At 56.6% G+C, this 16,968-nt stretch carries 16 protein-coding genes; 7 read left to right on the top strand and 9 right to left on the bottom strand.

The window, feature by feature from the left end; translation table 11 throughout:
• The first annotated feature begins 94 nt into the window (after nt 1-94).
• Together AAF465_00080 and AAF465_00075 are read left to right on the top strand one after the other, a co-directional pair.
• Nucleotides 95-1,261, top strand: a complete 1,167-nt coding sequence (locus tag AAF465_00080; protein MEM7081123.1) for a sulfite oxidase — start codon at nt 95-97, stop codon at nt 1,259-1,261.
• Between the two features lie 3 nt (nt 1,262-1,264).
• Entirely contained in the window at nt 1,265-1,600 is a 336-nt protein-coding gene (locus AAF465_00075; protein MEM7081122.1) for a hypothetical protein, read from the top strand.
• Here AAF465_00075 and AAF465_00070 read toward each other — a convergent pair.
• From AAF465_00070 to AAF465_00035, 8 genes are all read right to left on the bottom strand, one after another.
• A complete protein-coding gene (locus AAF465_00070) occupies nt 1,594-2,727 on the bottom strand; it encodes an Ig-like domain-containing protein (protein MEM7081121.1) in 1,134 nt (377 codons plus the stop codon). The genes AAF465_00075 and AAF465_00070 overlap by 7 nt on opposite strands.
• Nucleotides 2,724-3,971, bottom strand: coding sequence for a hypothetical protein (locus AAF465_00065; GenBank protein ID MEM7081120.1), 1,248 nt, complete (start codon nt 3,969-3,971; stop codon nt 2,724-2,726). The genes AAF465_00070 and AAF465_00065 overlap by 4 nt, the downstream gene beginning before the upstream one ends.
• Nucleotides 3,972-4,080: 109 nt before the next feature.
• On the bottom strand, nt 4,081-4,995 hold the full coding sequence (locus tag AAF465_00060; protein ID MEM7081119.1) for a LysR family transcriptional regulator: 915 nt from the start codon (nt 4,993-4,995) through the stop codon (nt 4,081-4,083).
• Nucleotides 4,996-5,074: 79 nt separating this feature from the next.
• Nucleotides 5,075-6,325 (bottom strand): DUF3526 domain-containing protein, encoded by a 1,251-nt coding sequence (locus tag AAF465_00055; GenBank protein MEM7081118.1) that lies wholly within the window; start codon nt 6,323-6,325, stop codon nt 5,075-5,077.
• The gene (locus tag AAF465_00050) at nt 6,315-7,763 is read right to left on the bottom strand and encodes a DUF3526 domain-containing protein (GenBank protein MEM7081117.1); all 1,449 of its coding nucleotides are present in this window, start codon (nt 7,761-7,763) and stop codon (nt 6,315-6,317) included. Before AAF465_00050 ends, AAF465_00055 begins: the two co-directional genes overlap by 11 nt.
• A complete protein-coding gene (locus tag AAF465_00045; protein MEM7081116.1) occupies nt 7,760-8,482 on the bottom strand; it encodes an ABC transporter ATP-binding protein in 723 nt (240 codons plus the stop codon). The genes AAF465_00050 and AAF465_00045 overlap by 4 nt, the downstream gene beginning before the upstream one ends.
• Before the next feature lie 11 nt (nt 8,483-8,493).
• Nucleotides 8,494-10,731, bottom strand: a complete 2,238-nt coding sequence (locus AAF465_00040; GenBank protein ID MEM7081115.1) for a TonB-dependent receptor — start codon at nt 10,729-10,731, stop codon at nt 8,494-8,496.
• 169 nt (nt 10,732-10,900) lie between these two features.
• On the bottom strand, nt 10,901-11,194 hold the full coding sequence (locus tag AAF465_00035; GenBank protein ID MEM7081114.1) for a hypothetical protein: 294 nt from the start codon (nt 11,192-11,194) through the stop codon (nt 10,901-10,903).
• A 74-nt stretch (nt 11,195-11,268) separates the two neighbouring features.
• On the opposite strand from AAF465_00035, the gene AAF465_00030 reads away from it, so the two are divergent.
• From AAF465_00030 to AAF465_00010, 5 genes are all read left to right on the top strand, one after another.
• Entirely contained in the window at nt 11,269-12,339 is a 1,071-nt protein-coding gene (locus AAF465_00030; GenBank protein MEM7081113.1) for a M14 family metallopeptidase, read from the top strand.
• A gap of 119 nt (nt 12,340-12,458) precedes the next feature.
• A complete protein-coding gene (gene cobT / locus AAF465_00025; protein MEM7081112.1) occupies nt 12,459-13,499 on the top strand; it encodes a nicotinate-nucleotide--dimethylbenzimidazole phosphoribosyltransferase in 1,041 nt (346 codons plus the stop codon).
• Entirely contained in the window at nt 13,496-14,269 is a 774-nt protein-coding gene (gene cobS, locus AAF465_00020) for an adenosylcobinamide-GDP ribazoletransferase (protein MEM7081111.1), read from the top strand. Before cobT ends, cobS begins: the two co-directional genes overlap by 4 nt.
• Nucleotides 14,254-14,802, top strand: a complete 549-nt coding sequence (locus AAF465_00015) for a histidine phosphatase family protein (protein MEM7081110.1) — start codon at nt 14,254-14,256, stop codon at nt 14,800-14,802. Before cobS ends, AAF465_00015 begins: the two co-directional genes overlap by 16 nt.
• Nucleotides 14,803-14,916: 114 nt before the next feature.
• On the top strand, nt 14,917-16,374 hold the full coding sequence (locus AAF465_00010) for a cobyric acid synthase (protein MEM7081109.1): 1,458 nt from the start codon (nt 14,917-14,919) through the stop codon (nt 16,372-16,374).
• A 231-nt stretch (nt 16,375-16,605) separates the two neighbouring features.
• Here AAF465_00010 and AAF465_00005 read toward each other — a convergent pair whose 3' ends face one another.
• Nucleotides 16,606-16,944, bottom strand: coding sequence for a metalloregulator ArsR/SmtB family transcription factor (locus AAF465_00005; GenBank protein MEM7081108.1), 339 nt, complete (start codon nt 16,942-16,944; stop codon nt 16,606-16,608).
• Between the last annotated feature and the right edge of the window lie 24 nt (nt 16,945-16,968).

Genomic DNA, 16,968 nt, shown 5'->3' with positions numbered 1-16,968 from the left:
GCGGCTGTACTGAGCGTTTTAAGTGACAGGGCATGACACCCGATAGTGGGACTGTCGAGGTCCCTCCCTCACTCTAGACCCGTAAGGAGAGGCGATGAAATTCGATCGACGGTCATTTATTTTAAGCGCGGGCAGTTTCGTGCTCGCTCCGCCCACGCTAGTCCGTGCAGTGGAAAACGGCGTTGACAAAAGTGCTCTACGCGTTTTAAACGATCGACCACTTAATGCCGAGTGTCCGGCGCATTTGCTCGATGACATCGTGACACCGACACGCCATCTGTTTGTACGAAACAATGGATTACTGCCGAAGTCGATGAATGCCGACAACTGGTCGCTACAGGTCAAAGGCGAATCGTGTCTGCGCCCCACTTCGTTTTCCATTCGCGAGCTGAAAGAAAGGTTCACGACGGTCACCCTCGCTTTGCAGCTTGAATGTGGTGGTAACGGTCGCTCCGAGTTCCGCCCGCGCGCGTCGGGCAATCAATGGTCAACCGGTGCAATCGGTTGTCCCAAATGGACAGGCGTGCGGTTAAAAGAGGTGCTCGAGTATTGCGGTGTCAGCGATGACGCGGTGTACGTCGCCTACGAAGGTGCCGACCGCCATCTATCGGGCGACCCGAACAAGAAGGTCATTTCGCGCGGCGTGCCCGTGGCCAAGGCCTTGGAAGCAGAATCGTTAATCGCGTTTGAGCTCAACGGCAAACCGATCGATCCATTGCACGGCGCGCCACTGCGTTTGGTCTTAGGCGGCTGGCCCGGCTCTGTTTCGGGCAAATGGCTAACCACGCTATTAGTGCGTGATCGCGTACATGACGGACCGAAAATGCAAGGCTATTCGTATCGCGTGCCGTGTGACCCCGTTGCACCCGGCACACAGGTCGCCGAGCAGGACATGTGCATAATCGAATCGATGCCGGTCAAGTCACTCATCACTTTTCCACGGTCCGGCTCAACCGCGCCACACAACAAACGTTTCCGCGTGCGCGGTAAAGCGTGGGCTGGGGATTTCAAAGTGGACGCGGTGCACACGAGCTGCGATTTTGGCGCCACCTGGCAACAAGCCGAATTAGCGGCGCCCGACAATCGCTTAGCCTGGCAGGCCTGGCAAGCCGATGTGCGCCTGCCCTCAACCGGATACCATGAGATTTTTGTGCGGGCGACAGACGAGATGGGCCGCGCACAACCGATGCTCTTACCGGGCTGGAATCCCAAGGGCTATTTAAACAATGCGTGTCATCGCATCGCGGTTCAAGCGGTCTAGCGTATGCAGAGGGCGAGCCTACTACTTTTGCTTTTTCTTACGCTGGCCTCGAACAGTCAGGCAAGCGACCTCAAACCGGGCGACGGAGACGCGCTCGTGCGCGCACACTGCAGCGGCTGCCATTCGCTGCTTTTGGTCACCACCCAGCGCGGCGATCGCGCGTTTTGGCTCAAGACTATCCGCTGGATGCAGGCCACCCAAAACCTGTGGCCCATTCCGCCGGAACAAGAAAAACAAATCTTGGATTACTTAGAAGCGCAGTACAAAGAGGAAGACTGGTCGCGGCGCCCCTTACTGGATCCGGAATTAAGGCCTCCATTGCCAAAGCCAACTCAATGACCCTCTGACGATATCGAACGGCGAGCGCCGTTTGACGCATTTTCGCCAATCGAAAACGGTCGTGCATAGGCCGGCGCAGGCGCGCGCCGACGCGCAGGATCGAAGCGCCGATCGAACGGTGCCGCCATGGTGTTACCGGCAATGTCCTCTAACGCTGGGTCGATCAAGATGGAATAATGACCGGCCCGCCAAGAATCGACGGGGGTAAAGTGCCAGCGCGTTCCATCTGAATGAGTGGTGCCGATCACAGCTTGGCCACAATTATCCTGGATACGAATGGCATGACGCGCAGCGCTGGCGTCCATTACTCGGTCGAACGCAATCGTCAGCGGCCGTTGAGAGCCGGACTGCAGTGGCCCGATCACCCAACGATCGGGATTGAATGTCGTGCGCTCGGCGGGACCCACTTCAAGCGTCAATCGATGATCCTGGCCGAGCGGTTGGCCTTCAGCGCTTTGTAGCTCACCAGAGATGAGCAATGTATAGCGCTTGCCCGCGACAAGTGGCGCTCCCGCGTGCCGGTTCGGACCCACCTCCCGTTTTACGCGCCCCGGATCAAACAGCAAGGTGAGCTGCGTTTGATCGGCGTCCCACAGTTCACGCTTAAGATTAAGAAACGGGTGCTCAACCTGTTGACCGGCTTCATCGAACAACGCGACTCGCTGCCTGAGTTGGCCGCGAGACATGGGCTCGGAAAACCGTAAGTACCACTTAAGAGCATTGGCCGGCACGCGAATGGTCGTTGGGTGTAGCGAGTGCACGGTCGGCGTCGGTGCACGTTGTCTTGGCGTTTTAACCGGCGCCGTAAACCAAATGTCATGGTCTCGCTTGATGGACAGCTCATACTCACGACCGGACAGAAGTCGAAAGCGAGGCGTTATTCGGATCGTGGGTGTCTCCTCTATCACCGTGAGCAGCATACCGCCCGTTGCACCCGCAAGCCGCAATGTGACGGCATCCGGATGCGCAACGATATCGCGACGCTGTTGCGCAGTAAGGTGATGAATACTGAGCGAAGCATCCTGTGCGTCAAAGGTTACGAACGGCTCCGCGTGCGCCGCTTGACCCCATATCGATAGAAGCGCGACGAAGATCAGACGCCGCACTGCCCCACCGGACGAACTCATTCGTCAAATTGGATTGGGGGCGCCGATTTGTATCCGAATGGATCAGGCCCATCCGCCCAGTTCATTTCAACGATGTGGTCGGCCCGATCAAAGAAAAACGGCATCGGCAGCGTGTGCAACTGGATATTCTGCACGTTCTCTGGACTGCGTCGAATGACCACTGCGTATTGTTCATCCAATGTGTCTAAATGCAGCGTACCACTCAGTGGCATCGGGTATTGCGTGACGCCACTCACTGTGAAGTTTGGTGGCACCCCTTCACCGCTCGGCATCGATTCGGCGCCGGCTAACGCGGTAAGAGGAATCTGCACCGCGCTTCGATTGGTGTTTGTTACGATCACATTCTGAGTCTGATCCCAGCCATTCACATAGTGCACGATGTCTATCGGCGTATTGCCAAAACCCATCTCTCCGATCATGTCGCCGCGAACATTCGCACCGTCTTTGAGTTGCTCAAGCGGTATTCGCACAATCGGTGTGCAGGCATAAATTGCAATGAGGGTTGGATCACCGTCCAACTCTGCGATGGTCTGCGTGATAATCGGCGCCCGAGTCTCATATTGCGCATGAACCGCGTGCCAGATTTCGATGGACGATGTTTTTACATCGCCCTCGAAAGGATAGTTCATCCGCCTCAGTGTCGAACTAAACGTATCGTTCGACACGCCCGCAACAAATAATTCACCGTGGTAGAAATCAATGTCGGTAATCGCTAGGCTATTGAGTGGTTGTCCGAATTCGAGTGTTTCGACATCCGGCACCGGACCGACACTTTGGGCCGTATGAATCGCCCCGGACGTATCAACCAGCTCAAGACGGCCTTTGTTTACGCGAAGGATTAGTGCCTCCGCGTCAGGCCCTAGTCCACGATGCACCGAAAGAAAGATCTGCTTACTGGCTTTGTGCACGACCATGTCATTAATCAGCACCTGATCGGCGTCGACACCAAGCAGTGCCGCAATCTGTCGATCGATGCCGTCGATGATGGTTCGACCTTCAAACGTCTGTGCGCGCCCCACCTGATACTCCGACTGATCTTCGATACGGTTACTCAGATCAAAGGCATGCACAAGTCCTGCCCTCGAATCACCGACAAAGAGCACGTTACCCTCATCAAACGCCAACGCCCCAGCGGATGCTAGGACAGGGCTGCTCATCGCCGGAGGTGTCGAGTGGGCGCAGCCCACAGTGAGAAACGAAAGCGCCAACGCGCTTAATGGTAAAAGGCGGTTTTGGATAGACATTTAACCCTCCCGATTCGTCTTGCAAGGAGGATAAACATTCTGAATTGGTGCGTTAAGTCAGCGAGGACGAACAGCGTGTTCGGGATCACCAAACAGGTCGTTTTTGTGCTTAGCCTGAATCCGGCAAGGCCGCGCCACCAAAGTGACTGACCAAATGGTCGATAAACGCACGGACTTTCTTCGACTGCTCTCTGCCTGGCATGTACACGCAATAAATTCCGTCGAGTGTGAGTTCGTATTCCGCTAAGACGCGCACCAACTGCCCCGATTCCAAGTCGTCCGCGACTAAAAACTCAGGGATTGCACACAGTCCCAAGCCCGCGAGCAAGGCGGCGCGCATGGTCTCACCATTATTGCTCACAAACCTTGGCACCACTTTAACCGGGTCCCATGTATCGCTCGAGGCGTCTTTGAATTCCCACTCGCGGCTGATCGGAGCGTTGGCATAGCCGATCGTGTCATGATCGATCAAATCCGCAAGTGACTTCGGTGTACCGCGCTCGCTCAAATACGCCGGGGACGCGCACAGCACTCGACGCGCGCTAGCTAGCTTGCGCGCTTTGAGCGTCGAGTCGCGCAGCCGACCCACCCGCACCGCTAAGTCGAAGACGCCCGTCGCAAGGTCAACCTGCTCATCATTGAGGCTTACCGACACGCGCAGCTCTGGATGGCGACCGGCAAATTCAATGACAGGCGCTTGAAGTCGCGCCAACGTAAAACTCACCGGCGCGGCAATGCGCAACGTACCGCACAATCCTCGGTTCTCTGGCCGAACATCTTCGACCGCATCTTCGAGGCTGCGCGCAACAGCCGAGGCGCGTTGATAGAACAAGGTTCCCGCACCGGTAGGTGTAGTGGACTTCGTCGAGCGAATAAACAACGGAGTACCGATCTCCTCTTCCAGCGATGACAATCTACTGGAAATAACGGATTTTGAGACGCTTAGACGTCTCGACGCCGCGTTTACGCCCCCGGACTCATAAACGGCCAAAAAGGCCGTCACGTCTTTGAGTGAGATGGTCATGGATTTTCTCAGCGCAAATCATAAGTGTTGCGCAATCCACTAAAAATGCAAGCGACCATTCTCCCGATACAGGGCTCCGTTAAGAACAAGCCTTGGTGTTATCCAGAGCAAGCAGAGGCCCAACGTCAAATGGCTCTGCATCAAAAATCATCGGATAGTGCGCTTTTCTTAAATACGCGTGATAACGCCGCGCGCATTGCTCGTAGCGCTGGTAGGCCGAGATATCCGTACGCGCCAGCCGTGTAAAAAACCGATCGATAAGTAAAGGTGGCGACAGCCAGGCAGCGGCCGCCATAGTGTCGTCGCGTTCGCGCACTCCGCGACGCAAGGCGCTCGATGCGTCGGCCACCGCCTGATCGCCGACCTGCTGAAATGCGTAGTACCATTTCCATTCGAAGCCGTCGCCGGTTTCCACGTAGTCCGCCCACTCTGGGTGCGTTACTACGAAGGCCTCCATCGTCTCCTCCTCCGGTAAATCCCACGCGCGATTAACCACTTCTCGTTGTTGCAGCAGAATTTCACCGCCTTCGGGCACGGCGATGCGTCTCTCGGCAATGGAAGCAGCCGTTAGCGGCACAACTAACACCAACACCACCCATACGCCAAGCAACGACGCGGCCGCCGCAGCGGCAGTCGGCACCCGCCGCGCTAACACGGTCACCAACACCCCCCAAAACACAATGTAGGCGGCCGTCGTGAGCACCAGCCAGGTCACCTTTAACGCGCTGGCACCCGACCAAGTGGACGCGAGCACAAATGGCAGCACCAATGCGACGGTCAGCGCCAGCAACCGAACACCGGCACGCCATCGAATCGTTGTGCTTGCGTTGCCGGCCGTAACCGCCAGCAAATCGAAACGGTTGTTACGTCGCTCAACGTGGACTAAATCATGCAGCATCAAAATGATGAGCAGCGGCACCAGCACAGCGATCAGAAACGCATAGTCAATGCTCCCGGCCTGTGCAAGCTGTGGGTTACCGCTATCGTGCTCGTAAATTTGACCTTCGAGTGCCAACAGCCGTAGCCGATGCTTCCACGGCAACTGATCGCGCACGCCACGTGCCGCAAACGCCAACTCACTCGGCGGGTCGTAAACAAACCGAAATCCGTAGTACGCCGCACTGCCAGGGTCGGTTTCATCCGCTAACTTATCGTTCAAATCAGCCAGCGTGCTGTTTTCTAGAATCGCGATTTCATTGTGCTGAATGGCGACATGACGCAAGCCGATGCCAACCGCTATGACGGCCAACAAAAACGCCGCCATCACCGTCATGACAGCCTGGCGATCACGCATGAAAAACCACCATTCGCGCTGAAATTCACCCCGCATGGAATCGCTCCTCGCTGTTATTGACACCTTTAAAAGCAAATACCGCCATCGCCGCAAACCAAAGAAAGAGCATCAGCATCATACCGCCGGCCGCCTGGATACGATCACTCGCTGCGGTCGGTTGAAAATTGAACGACTGCAGTACGCGCCAATTATCCGCACTCACCCGAGCGCGCCTCGAAGCCTCATCCCCATTATTGCGATTGATATCGTCTTGGTAGGAGAGGTCATGGATATGAGCGCGATTAAGGCCCTGCACAAACTCGAAGCGCGCCGCTTCGGCCTCACGCAGATAACGATGGTGATTGCGAAGATCGCTCCCAACCAGTCGCAACGACGCGTGCTTGATCGCCACCATCGGTGAAAGAAACGCGCCGCGACCAGCGATGTGGGTTTGGGCCAATTCGTTTTGCATCCGCTCTTCGGCAAATTGATTCAACACATCGGTCAGACGCGCTTCTGAGGCTTCGGCAACAATGCCGCGATAGTTAACGGGTAGCTTCTCGATTTCGTCCACCCCATACTGCTCGAGCACGCGAGCTCTTAACGCATCAAATGCCGGATCCGACGCATTATGGCCATCGCCCAATTTGCGCAGCTCTTCGATGAGCGCCAAATCCGTTTGTATTTTCCCGGCTACTGGTGCGAGCGCACTGCTCACATCGCTCGCCAAACGCGGCACCAAAATCGTCACTGCAAGCCACGCCACGCAACACCAAAGCAGAGACATCGCCGCAGTCTGCGCTCGAGCCGAAAAGCCGACAATGGCAAATGACCAGGCGGCCAGATACAAAAAATAGGCCATTAACAGAGTGCCCACGGTGGATCCGGATTCACCACGCGAGGTCAATACGGCGGCGCATACCAAAGGCAGCATAATAAGAACACTGAGTCCGATCAGAGCGAGCGATTTTCCTAGCCAAACCGTCAGTGGACTCACGCCCTGTGCGACAAGCTGCGTGTCGGTTTGCAGTTCTCGCTCACGGGCCATGATTGAAAACCCCACGACGATCAGTACAAGAGGCACCAGCACCTGATAGGTAAAGGCGGGCGTCAGCAACCGAAAACCGGCGGCATAAGGCGTATCGTAAGTCGCCGGAAAGGTGGCCGAATTTTGGCGATGCCCTTCCAGAAACATCACCGTACCCGTCAGAGGATCGACACCTGGATCGATCACAGCAAGCGGAGCCGGAGCGCGAAACACGTAATGCCCGTAGTGCACCATGCGATGGGGATGACGGTCAGGCTGGGCGAGAAACGTTTTTTCAGCGGCATCCTGCATAGCGTGGCGAGTCTCGGCTTCAGACTGCATTCGCGAAACGGTACTGACAACGGCCGCCACAATGAGCACAAACATCAATGCGGCGGCGCTGATAGCCAATCGGGAACGCAACCAGAATCGCCACTCTTCCAGCGCGATGCGCAACGCGCTGTTCATGCCACACCCCGACTTGTAAACGCTTCGTGCAATGTCTCGGGATCAAAGTTCCCGCCCTCCGGCGCATCAAACACCGAGACCAGCTTGCCGTGGCGAAGCAGTCCAACGCTTCGCGCGACGTGGCACACACCGTACACATCGTGCGTCACCATCATGACGGTCGTACCACCCGCCGACAGTTCCACAATCAGCGCATTAAACTCATCGACCGCCACCGGATCGAGCCCTGAGGTGGGCTCATCCAATAGTAGTAAAGGTGTATCGCGCAAGACCGCCAGTGCGATCGCCACCTTTTGCCGCATTCCTTTAGAATATTCGGCCAGTCGGCGATGGCGCGCGTCCGACGCGAGCGAGACTTTATGAAGCGCTTGCTCGATTTCGGCGTCCGAGCGACGCAAACCGGCAAGTGCCAGAAAGTAATCCAGGTTTTCTCGCGCCGTGAGATGCGGATAGAGATTGGCCGATTCGGGCAGATAGGCCGTCATTCGCCGGATCTCAGCAAGATTATCGTGCACGCGATTGCCATTGATACGGGCCTCACCCGAAGTCGGCGTAATTAAACCAAGTAGGGTGAGCAGGGTCGTCGATTTCCCGGCACCGTTGCCGCCGAGAAGGGCGAACACGCCGCCCTTCTCAACTGCAAAACTCACCGAGTCGAGCACCTGTCGACCGCCACGAGACACTGTCAGGTTATCCGCGACCAAAAGAGCATTCGACATCGGAGTCACTCCTAAAAGTCGAACAGTGCCGACAGGCGGAAGCGCTGCGGCGTACCGGGCTCGACCCACACATCGGCGAACGAGTTGGTATAAAACGTCTCATCGAAGAGATTGTCGACATCAAGCCGCACGGTTACGGCGTCCGTCAATTCGATCTCACCAAACAATCTTGCCGTTGTGTAACTTGGCAAAAAGAAATCGAACGCCGTCCAACCTAAACGCTCATCGGTATACTGCAAACCGGCGCCCACCTGAGCCGCCCGGCCATTAACATCAAACCGTTTACTCACTTGGACGTTCAACTGATGTTCAGGCGAATTGATCAGTGAATCACCGGCTTCAATCTGAGCACCGAAATCGGCGTCGGGGTTACTGTTGGTAAATTCCGCATCGGTAAACGCATACGAAAACCATACGCTCCATCCGCTCTGGGTTTCCAAATTAGCGTCCAGTTCGAGACCGCGACTCCGAGCTTCACCCGCCGAGCGCGAGAAGAACCCCGCCGCCACCGCTTCGGGACGATCGTCGTTGACCAAAATATTGCTTTGATCAACTTGGAAGATCGTTGCGGTCAGCGAACCGTTGACATTGCTATTGAAGTAGCTCAAATCCAGCTTGAAGCCAAGCTCTGCTGACTCCGTGACATTGGGATCAAACTGGTTACCCTGAAAGTCGGAACCCGTTTGCTGACGGAAACCTTCGCCATAAGACCCGTAGACGCTGAAACCATCGTTAACCAAATACACAGCACCGACCTGAGGCGAGACTCGAGTGTCCGACGATGTGGTCGTCGTCACAGGGTCCGCACGTAGATTGGTCAAATCCTGCTCAAAGTCATCCCATCGCAACCCCAATCGAACCTGAAACTGTTCGGTGATGTCGATTTGATCTTGAAGGTAAAAACCGAACCCATCGAGATCTTCCTCACGATCGGTGTTCGGACCCGGAACAGGCTGAGGAAACTGGCCGTAAACCGGATTAAACACGTCGAGAAACAGATACTCCGCCGGATCCAGTGTGTTGATATCGGTTCCAGCCGGGAAAAAGCCGGGACGGAAGCGCAATATAAACAAACTGTTTTCGAACTGATCGTAGTCCATGCCGAACAGCAGTCGATGCTGCACGCTGCCCGTATCAAATTGACCTGCTATTTCGGCACGCAATACGGTGTAGTCGGAGTCAAAGTCGCGGAAACGGAAAAAACGCGACAGCGTTTGGCCGTCGAGAAACAGCGTTTGACGACCACCAAAGTTGGTCTCCGACGCGTTCCCTTCCAGGGATGTGGTGCGGAATCCAAAACCGGCGAGCAAACTCCAGTTGTCCGAGAAGTTATGCTGAAGTTCAAGCTGATGCCCGACGACTTCGGTATCGATTGGACCGTCACCCGGCTCGCCTACAAAGGTGTCGCGCGGCGTAAAGCCAAAGTCCTCGGTAAACGCGACACCCCGATCGAACGGAATTTCCTGCTCGGTGTATTCCAGTTCGTACGTCAAGCGCGTTTCATCGGTCAAATTAAATGTGATCGACGGATAAAAGCCGATGCGATTGGTTTCAACGGTGTCCCGAAAACTCTCCGCATCTTCATAGAAGCCGACCAGGCGCAAACCCACTCCATCATCAACACCGAAGGTGGTTTGGTAGTCGCCTTCGACACGAACCTGTTGCCAACTGCCGAGCGTCAAGCGAGCGTTGCCACCCGTCTCAAACTCGGGGCGTTTCGTCACCAAATTTACGGTACCGCCTGGCTCACCACGCCCAAACAAGGCTGACCGAGGTCCTTTTAAGATTTCAACCGCTTCAATACCGACCAGATCACGGGGCCCGCCAAAGCCTCGACCGGCATTGAATCCGTTAACGAGAAACCCACTTGGAAGGTTAATGTCACCAGAAAAACCACGGATAGAAAAACTGTTCCACAAGCCACCAAAGTTATTCTGCCGCGCAACGGTCGCGGACAGATCCAGCGCCTCGTTGAGGTTGAGCGCGCCCACTTCTTCAATCAGCTCGGCTCCCACGACTTGGGTGACTGATGGCACTTCCTGTGTATCGAAGGCACCCTGGTAGGCGCGCCGCTCACCGATGACAAACACATTCTCGACTACCTGATTCGACGAATCCTCAGTCTGCGCCAAGGCGCCGGGTCCTGCCAATGAAAACGCAACCGCGGTGACCAATGGCAACACGCCGTAAGCCACAGGTCGGCGTCCGGCACGCCGCACGCCCGGACAAGTTTGCTTATAACTAAGCATGATGAATCCCCTACAATGTTCAAAATTTACACGAAGCAAACGCGCACACACCTTGTGTGAACGTCACGAACTACAAACGGACAACCAACATTGATTCGCCACATGGGCGAACACGGCACTGTGCTGGCTTCAGCGCAGGCCTCAGTGTCACGTCACTTAAATGAGTCGATCAGTCGGCAGTAGGGGGACCGGTTGGCGGGGGGAGAACAAAATCGACGACAAGAGGATCGTGATCAACGGTGGAACAGTCGGGCTGATCGCGGTGTGATCGAATAACCGCGTCGGGTGCAGACTCCAGCATGGCGTCGGAATTATCGTCATTTTGAGCGCCATAGACGCACTGCTGACATTCGTGACCGTGATGACCAATGCTGTGTTCAGCCGCGTGTGCAATGGCGTACGCATGGCCGACTACCAGAAGCAGCACCAAGCTAAAACGTACTTTATTGCTATGGATGATCACAAGCGGACGTTAACACAATTTGAGTTGATTGAACTATAGTGTTTGATGATGCAAATGAGTGTGAAGGCCGTGTCATGAAATATCGATTAATATTGATGCTGACGATTGCCGCGTGGTTGACCCACAATCCGTTCGTGCTGGCCCAAGAGCCACCTCATACCGACCCGTTTGCCATTGGGATCGGCGAGACTCATCATTTTTCACTCCCTATCGACGCCTCGGAACGCGCACCGGCAACCCACATTCCACTGTCGGTTATTCGCGGTACCGAAAACGGCCCCACAGCGTTGATGGTTGCAGGGGTGCATGGCTATGAATTTGCACCCATTATCGCCGCAGATCGACTGATCGAACGCCTAGCACCGTCGACACTGCGCGGCACGTTGATCATCGTGCGAGTGGCCAACATACCGGCCTTTGAAAACCGCTCTCCGTATGTGAACCCATTCGACCGTAAAAATCTCAATCGGTCGTTTCCCGGGACGCCGGACGGCACTCAAACTGAGAGAATTGCTTACGCCCTATCCTCCCAGGTCATCCCCAGAGCGGACTTTGTTTTCGATGTTCATAGCGGTGATGGCGCCGAATGGCTGGAGGCGTTCATCGGCGTGTATGGTGGGCCGCTCGCGAGCGATTACGACACGGCGCTCGGAGTGGCGTTGGCGATGGGCTTTCCAAACGTTGTCCGGTACAAAATGAACACACAGGCGCAGGTTGATCGACGCCGTTCGTTAAATCGGCAAGCGGTGGCGCAGGGCTTGCCCACCGTGCTCGTCGAGGTGGGACAAAACGGCAGTCGCCGTGAGCAAGACGTAAACTTGATCGTCGACGGACTGAGTCGGGCGCTGGCCTTTTTGGGCATGCTGGAACCCTTACCCGCCAAAGACAACGTCAAACCCCGATTGTTCGACGGCACCCAATCGGTCCCTGTCAATCACAGCGGTTTGTGGACACCCACCCGTCACAGCGGACCAGTAAAAAAGGGCGACATTCTCGGCACGCTTCGGGATTACCAAGGCAAGGTCGTTGAAACCGTGATCGCACCCGCTTCCGGGCATGGCATTTATGGACTGGCGGGTCCACCGATCCGCCAGGGCGACAGCGTGATGACGATCGCGGCGCCTGTTGAATCATTGTCCGACTGACGCAATCGGCATACTGCTCGTGTGCCCACTTCAGTTACACTGCGCCGACCGGTTTAGAGACTTGGCACAACACGCGAATCGACCGGTGTTTTTGACGCAGATATTTCGGAATGCTCATCATGCCTCCACCGCCTGACTCTGTCACAGACGATCTTTCATCCGCCGCATTCGAAACCAGACTGCAGGCACTGATCGACGGAAAGACCAAGCCAGTGGGGTCACTCGGCCGCATCGAAGCGCTGGCCGCGCAGCTCGCGCGACTTCAGCGCTCCCTATCGCCTAACACGTCCTCGTGCGGTTTAACGATATTTGCCGGCGACCACGGCATGGCACTAGAGGGTGTGTCAGCCTATCCACAGTCTGTCACCCGCCAAATGCTCATCAACTTCCTTCAGGGTGGCGCCGCCGCGAACGTGTTTTGCAATACCCTGGGAGTATCGATGCAGGTCGTCGATGCGGGGGTCGCCGGTGATCCGGTCGATGACGCCGCGCTGTTGTCCCATCGAATTCGAAGCGGCACCGACAACGCGATCGACGCACCGGCCATGACCGCACAGGAATGTCAGACCGCGCTGACCATCGGCGAGTGTCTGGGCCGCGACGCCCCACACCCTGTTGTGGCGTTCGGGGATATGGGCATTGGCAACACCGCAGCCGCGAGCCTGGTCGCCGCCAAATTGACGGGCATTGAAGTCGCCCAATTAACTGGACGTGGCACGGGTCATGACGATGCGGGCCTCAAGCGCAAGCGGAACTTGCTCACTAAAGCGGCCGCGCGCACCGCCTCTGAGCTCCCCCCTCACGACGCGCTGCGCGAATACGCGGGTTTTGAAATAGTCATGATTGCCGGCGCGATGCTCGGCGCCGCTCGTGCCAGACGTTTGGTGTTGGTCGATGGCTTTATTTGTTCGGCGGCAGCGCAAGCGGCGATCGCGATTGATCCCGCTATTCGTCCCGCGCTCGTGTTCGCACACCATTCCGTTGAGAGCGGCCACACGCCGCTGCTCCAATCGCTCGATGCTAAGCCGCTGTTGGGTCTTGGGCTGCGACTCGGTGAAGGCACAGGCGCTCTGCTCGCCTGGCCACTCGTACAGGCCGCCGGTGCCTTTTTACGAGACATGGCAAGCTTCGATAGCGCAGGTGTGGATGGCCCGGCATGAAACAACGCGCGCTGAATGAACTAGCGATTTTTGCACTGGCCGTGCAGTTTCTGACCCGACTGCCTATCCCCGTGGGCAACGCCTTCACGCCCGAACGACTCACCGCGGCGGCGCGCTACTACCCGTTGGTTGGCGCGTTGGTTGGCGCGCTCTGTGCGCTTGTCTATCTTCTTGCCGAGTCGTCGTTGACCCCAACGGTTGCCGTGATTCTTGCGCTCGGTGCGGGCTTGTTGATCACCGGCGGCTTTCATGAAGACGGGCTTGCCGATACCTTTGATGGTCTGGGCGGCATTGAGCGTGAGCAGTCGCTCGAGATCATGCGCGACAGTCGGATAGGCACCTACGGTACGTTGGCGCTGGTCATGGTGCTCGCTGCCAAGGCCGCTGCACTGTCTGCTCTATCATCGCAACTCGTTGTCATTGCGTTTGTTGTGGCGCACGGCCTGTCGCGACTCTCCGCAGTTGCTGTCATCGCAACCGGTCACTACGTACGTGATCACGGTATCGGCAAACCCACGGCGGCTGGCATCGACAAAACCGGACTGCTTGTCGCCGGCGGCACCGGTCTGCTGCTGCTCGCCTGGCTTACAGTCGCCACCGAGATTACGGCCGCAGTTTATGCGCTCGTTGCGGTTCTTGTCGGCCATGTGTTTATGCGCGCGCTGTTCGAACGCCGCCTCGGTGGCTACACAGGCGATACGCTGGGCGCTGTTCAACAGCTCAGTGAACTGAGTCTCTACCTTGGATTGCTGCTGTGGCAATCCTCTTAATGCGTCATACGCGACCCGTGCTGGGTCAAGACGTTTGCTACGGCGCGCTGGACATCGAACTAGCCAACACGTTCGCGAGCGATGCCGAAACGGCCGTCGCAACGCTGCCGACTGTCCAACGCATCGTTGCCAGTCCACTGCAGCGGGCTAGACGACTGGCGGAGAACATCGCCTCGCGCCGACAGCTGTCCGTGCACATCGACGAACGTGTCCGCGAAATGGATTTTGGTCAGTGGGAAGGCCAGCCTTGGTCGGCTTTGCCACGCGACGAACTCGATGCCTGGGCCGCCGACTTTCTCGATGCCAAGCCCCACGGCGGTGAATGTGTGCGCGCCTTTCGCGACCGGTGCCTCAACGCGATGAATGACTATAAAAAACATGACGGCACGACACTCATTGTCTGTCATGCTGGCGTGGTGCGCGCGGTGTTTGCCACCGGGAATACCGCAGACGATTTTAAAACATCCATCGGGTACGGCGAGACGATTGCCTGGCCTGACGCCGCTACGCGAAACACAAGCGCTGATGAGTAAATACAGTATTGATGAAACACGCCGAGCATGGTCTGTGCGCGATGAATGCTGCGGGTTGCGCGTGAACCTGCCGTTTGTAAACGGGGAGATGGCAACGTGACCGCCAAAGCCATCATGCTTCAAGGCACGGGTTCGGACGTCGGAAAATCGATTCTGACCGCGGCGCTGGTCCGCATCGCCTATCGTCGCGGTGTGTCGGTCGCGCCTTTTAAACCGCAGAACATGTCCAACAACGCAGCGGCTTGCCAAGACGGCGGCGAGATCGGTCGTGCTCAGGCGTTGCAAGCCCAAGCAGCCAAACTCGACCCCCGCATTGACTTCAATCCGGTGTTGTTAAAGCCGCAAACGGATCGCACCGCTCAAGTGGTGGTGCACGGTAAGGCGGTGTCCACGAGCGCCGCTGCCGACTACATGCGCGAGCGCGGCGCGCTGCTCAAACCGGTGCTGCACAGCTTTACTCGACTTGCCGACGAATTCGACTTGATTATCGTTGAAGGCGCGGGCAGCCCAGCGGAGATCAACCTTCGCGTAGGCGACATCGCCAACATGGGGTTTGCGCGTGAGGCGGGCGTGCCAGTCTGTCTCATTGCAGATATCGAACGCGGAGGCGTAATCGCAAGCTTAGTCGGCACTCAAACCGTGCTCGACAAAGCGGACGCCGCCATGATTACCGGCTTCATTGTGAATAAATTCCGCGGCGATCCGCGGCTCTTTGATGCCGGTGTCGACGCCATCGTCGACCACACCGGCTGGCAAGCATTTGGCGTGGTGCCCTGGCTTCCAACCATTGCGCGCTTGCCAGCCGAAGACGCCGTGAATGTTGCGCCACTCGCTCCATCGCAAACTGATACGCTGCGGATCTCGGCCCCGATGCTCTCACGCATGGCCAATTTTGACGACGCGGACCCGCTTCGCCAGCAGCACGGCGTTGAGTTTACCTGGACACCGCCAGGACAGCCGCTGCCTCGTGACAGCGACGTAGTGATTCTATTCGGCACAAAATCCACGCTTGGTGATCTCGCCTTTCTACGTGAACAAGGCTGGGATCATGATATTCACGCACATGTGCGTGCGGGCGGACGCGTTCTTGGTATTTGTGGTGGCTATCAACTGTTAGGGAACCGAATCCACGATCCTGCTGGTGTCGATGGTCCGCCCGGTAGTGCAGACGGTCTCGGTTTGCTGAATGTGGAAACAACCATGACGCCTGAGAAAAACGTCCAACAAGTCACAGGCGCGTGTCAGCAAAGTCGCGCACCGATCAATGGGTACGAAATTCATGTAGGTGATACGCACGGCCCCGACTGCGATCGACCACTTTTTCAAATTCATTCTCACTTCGATGGTGCCACCAGTAAAGACGGCCGAATCGCGGGCACGTATGTGCACGGTATGTTTACCAACGACCAATATCGTGAGTATTGGTTGAAGAACGTCGGGGCGACATCCTTTCGCGCGTACGAATACGCGGCCGCCGTTGAAACCGCGCTCGATGCACTCGCCGATCATGTTGAAGCCGCACTCGATATCGACGCGCTATTCGCAGCGGCTAAACCTGTTTCGTACCGCTAGCCGATGCCGCGCGTGTCGCTTGTGCCCATCGTACTGAGCCGTAATCCAGCCGCTATAGATCGATCAAATTCGCCCCATCGCCGGCGGCTGCGTTTTTAAACGCCACCCTTGCCATCACTCACGTGTCAACGTCGGGACGGGCGGGTGAATGCCAATAACGCCGTGCGACAACGAATCGCTGAAATTCAAGATAATCTATCGGCAACGATAACCTCACTGCCTTCGCTACGTTTAGGAAGCATCTGGTTCTTGGTCGGGGCGGCTAACGCGACCCTTCTCGATTTCCGCGCTCTCCAACTTCAGCGGACGCCCCTCCGGACAGAAGTTGACGAGGAAGTCATTCATGCCAGCGAACAGGTTGTCCTTGTTCAAACTGTAGTGCACGTGCAGTCCCTTCTTCTCACTTTCGACCAAGCCCGCATTCTCCAGCACGCTTAAGTGCTTAGAAACAGCCGGTCTACTCATATCAAACCGGTCGGCAATTTCACCGGCGGTTAGGTTTGTTTTTGACAAATACGCCAGCATCTGCCGGCGAACGGTGGAAGAAAGCGCTTGAAATACGGTATCCATTCTACTACTATTTAATTAATTAGT

The organism is Pseudomonadota bacterium (assembly GCA_039028935.1).
Lineage (GTDB): Bacteria > Pseudomonadota > Gammaproteobacteria > Steroidobacterales > SZUA-146 > SZUA-146.
This window is presented reverse-complemented; position numbering and strand designations above follow the sequence as displayed.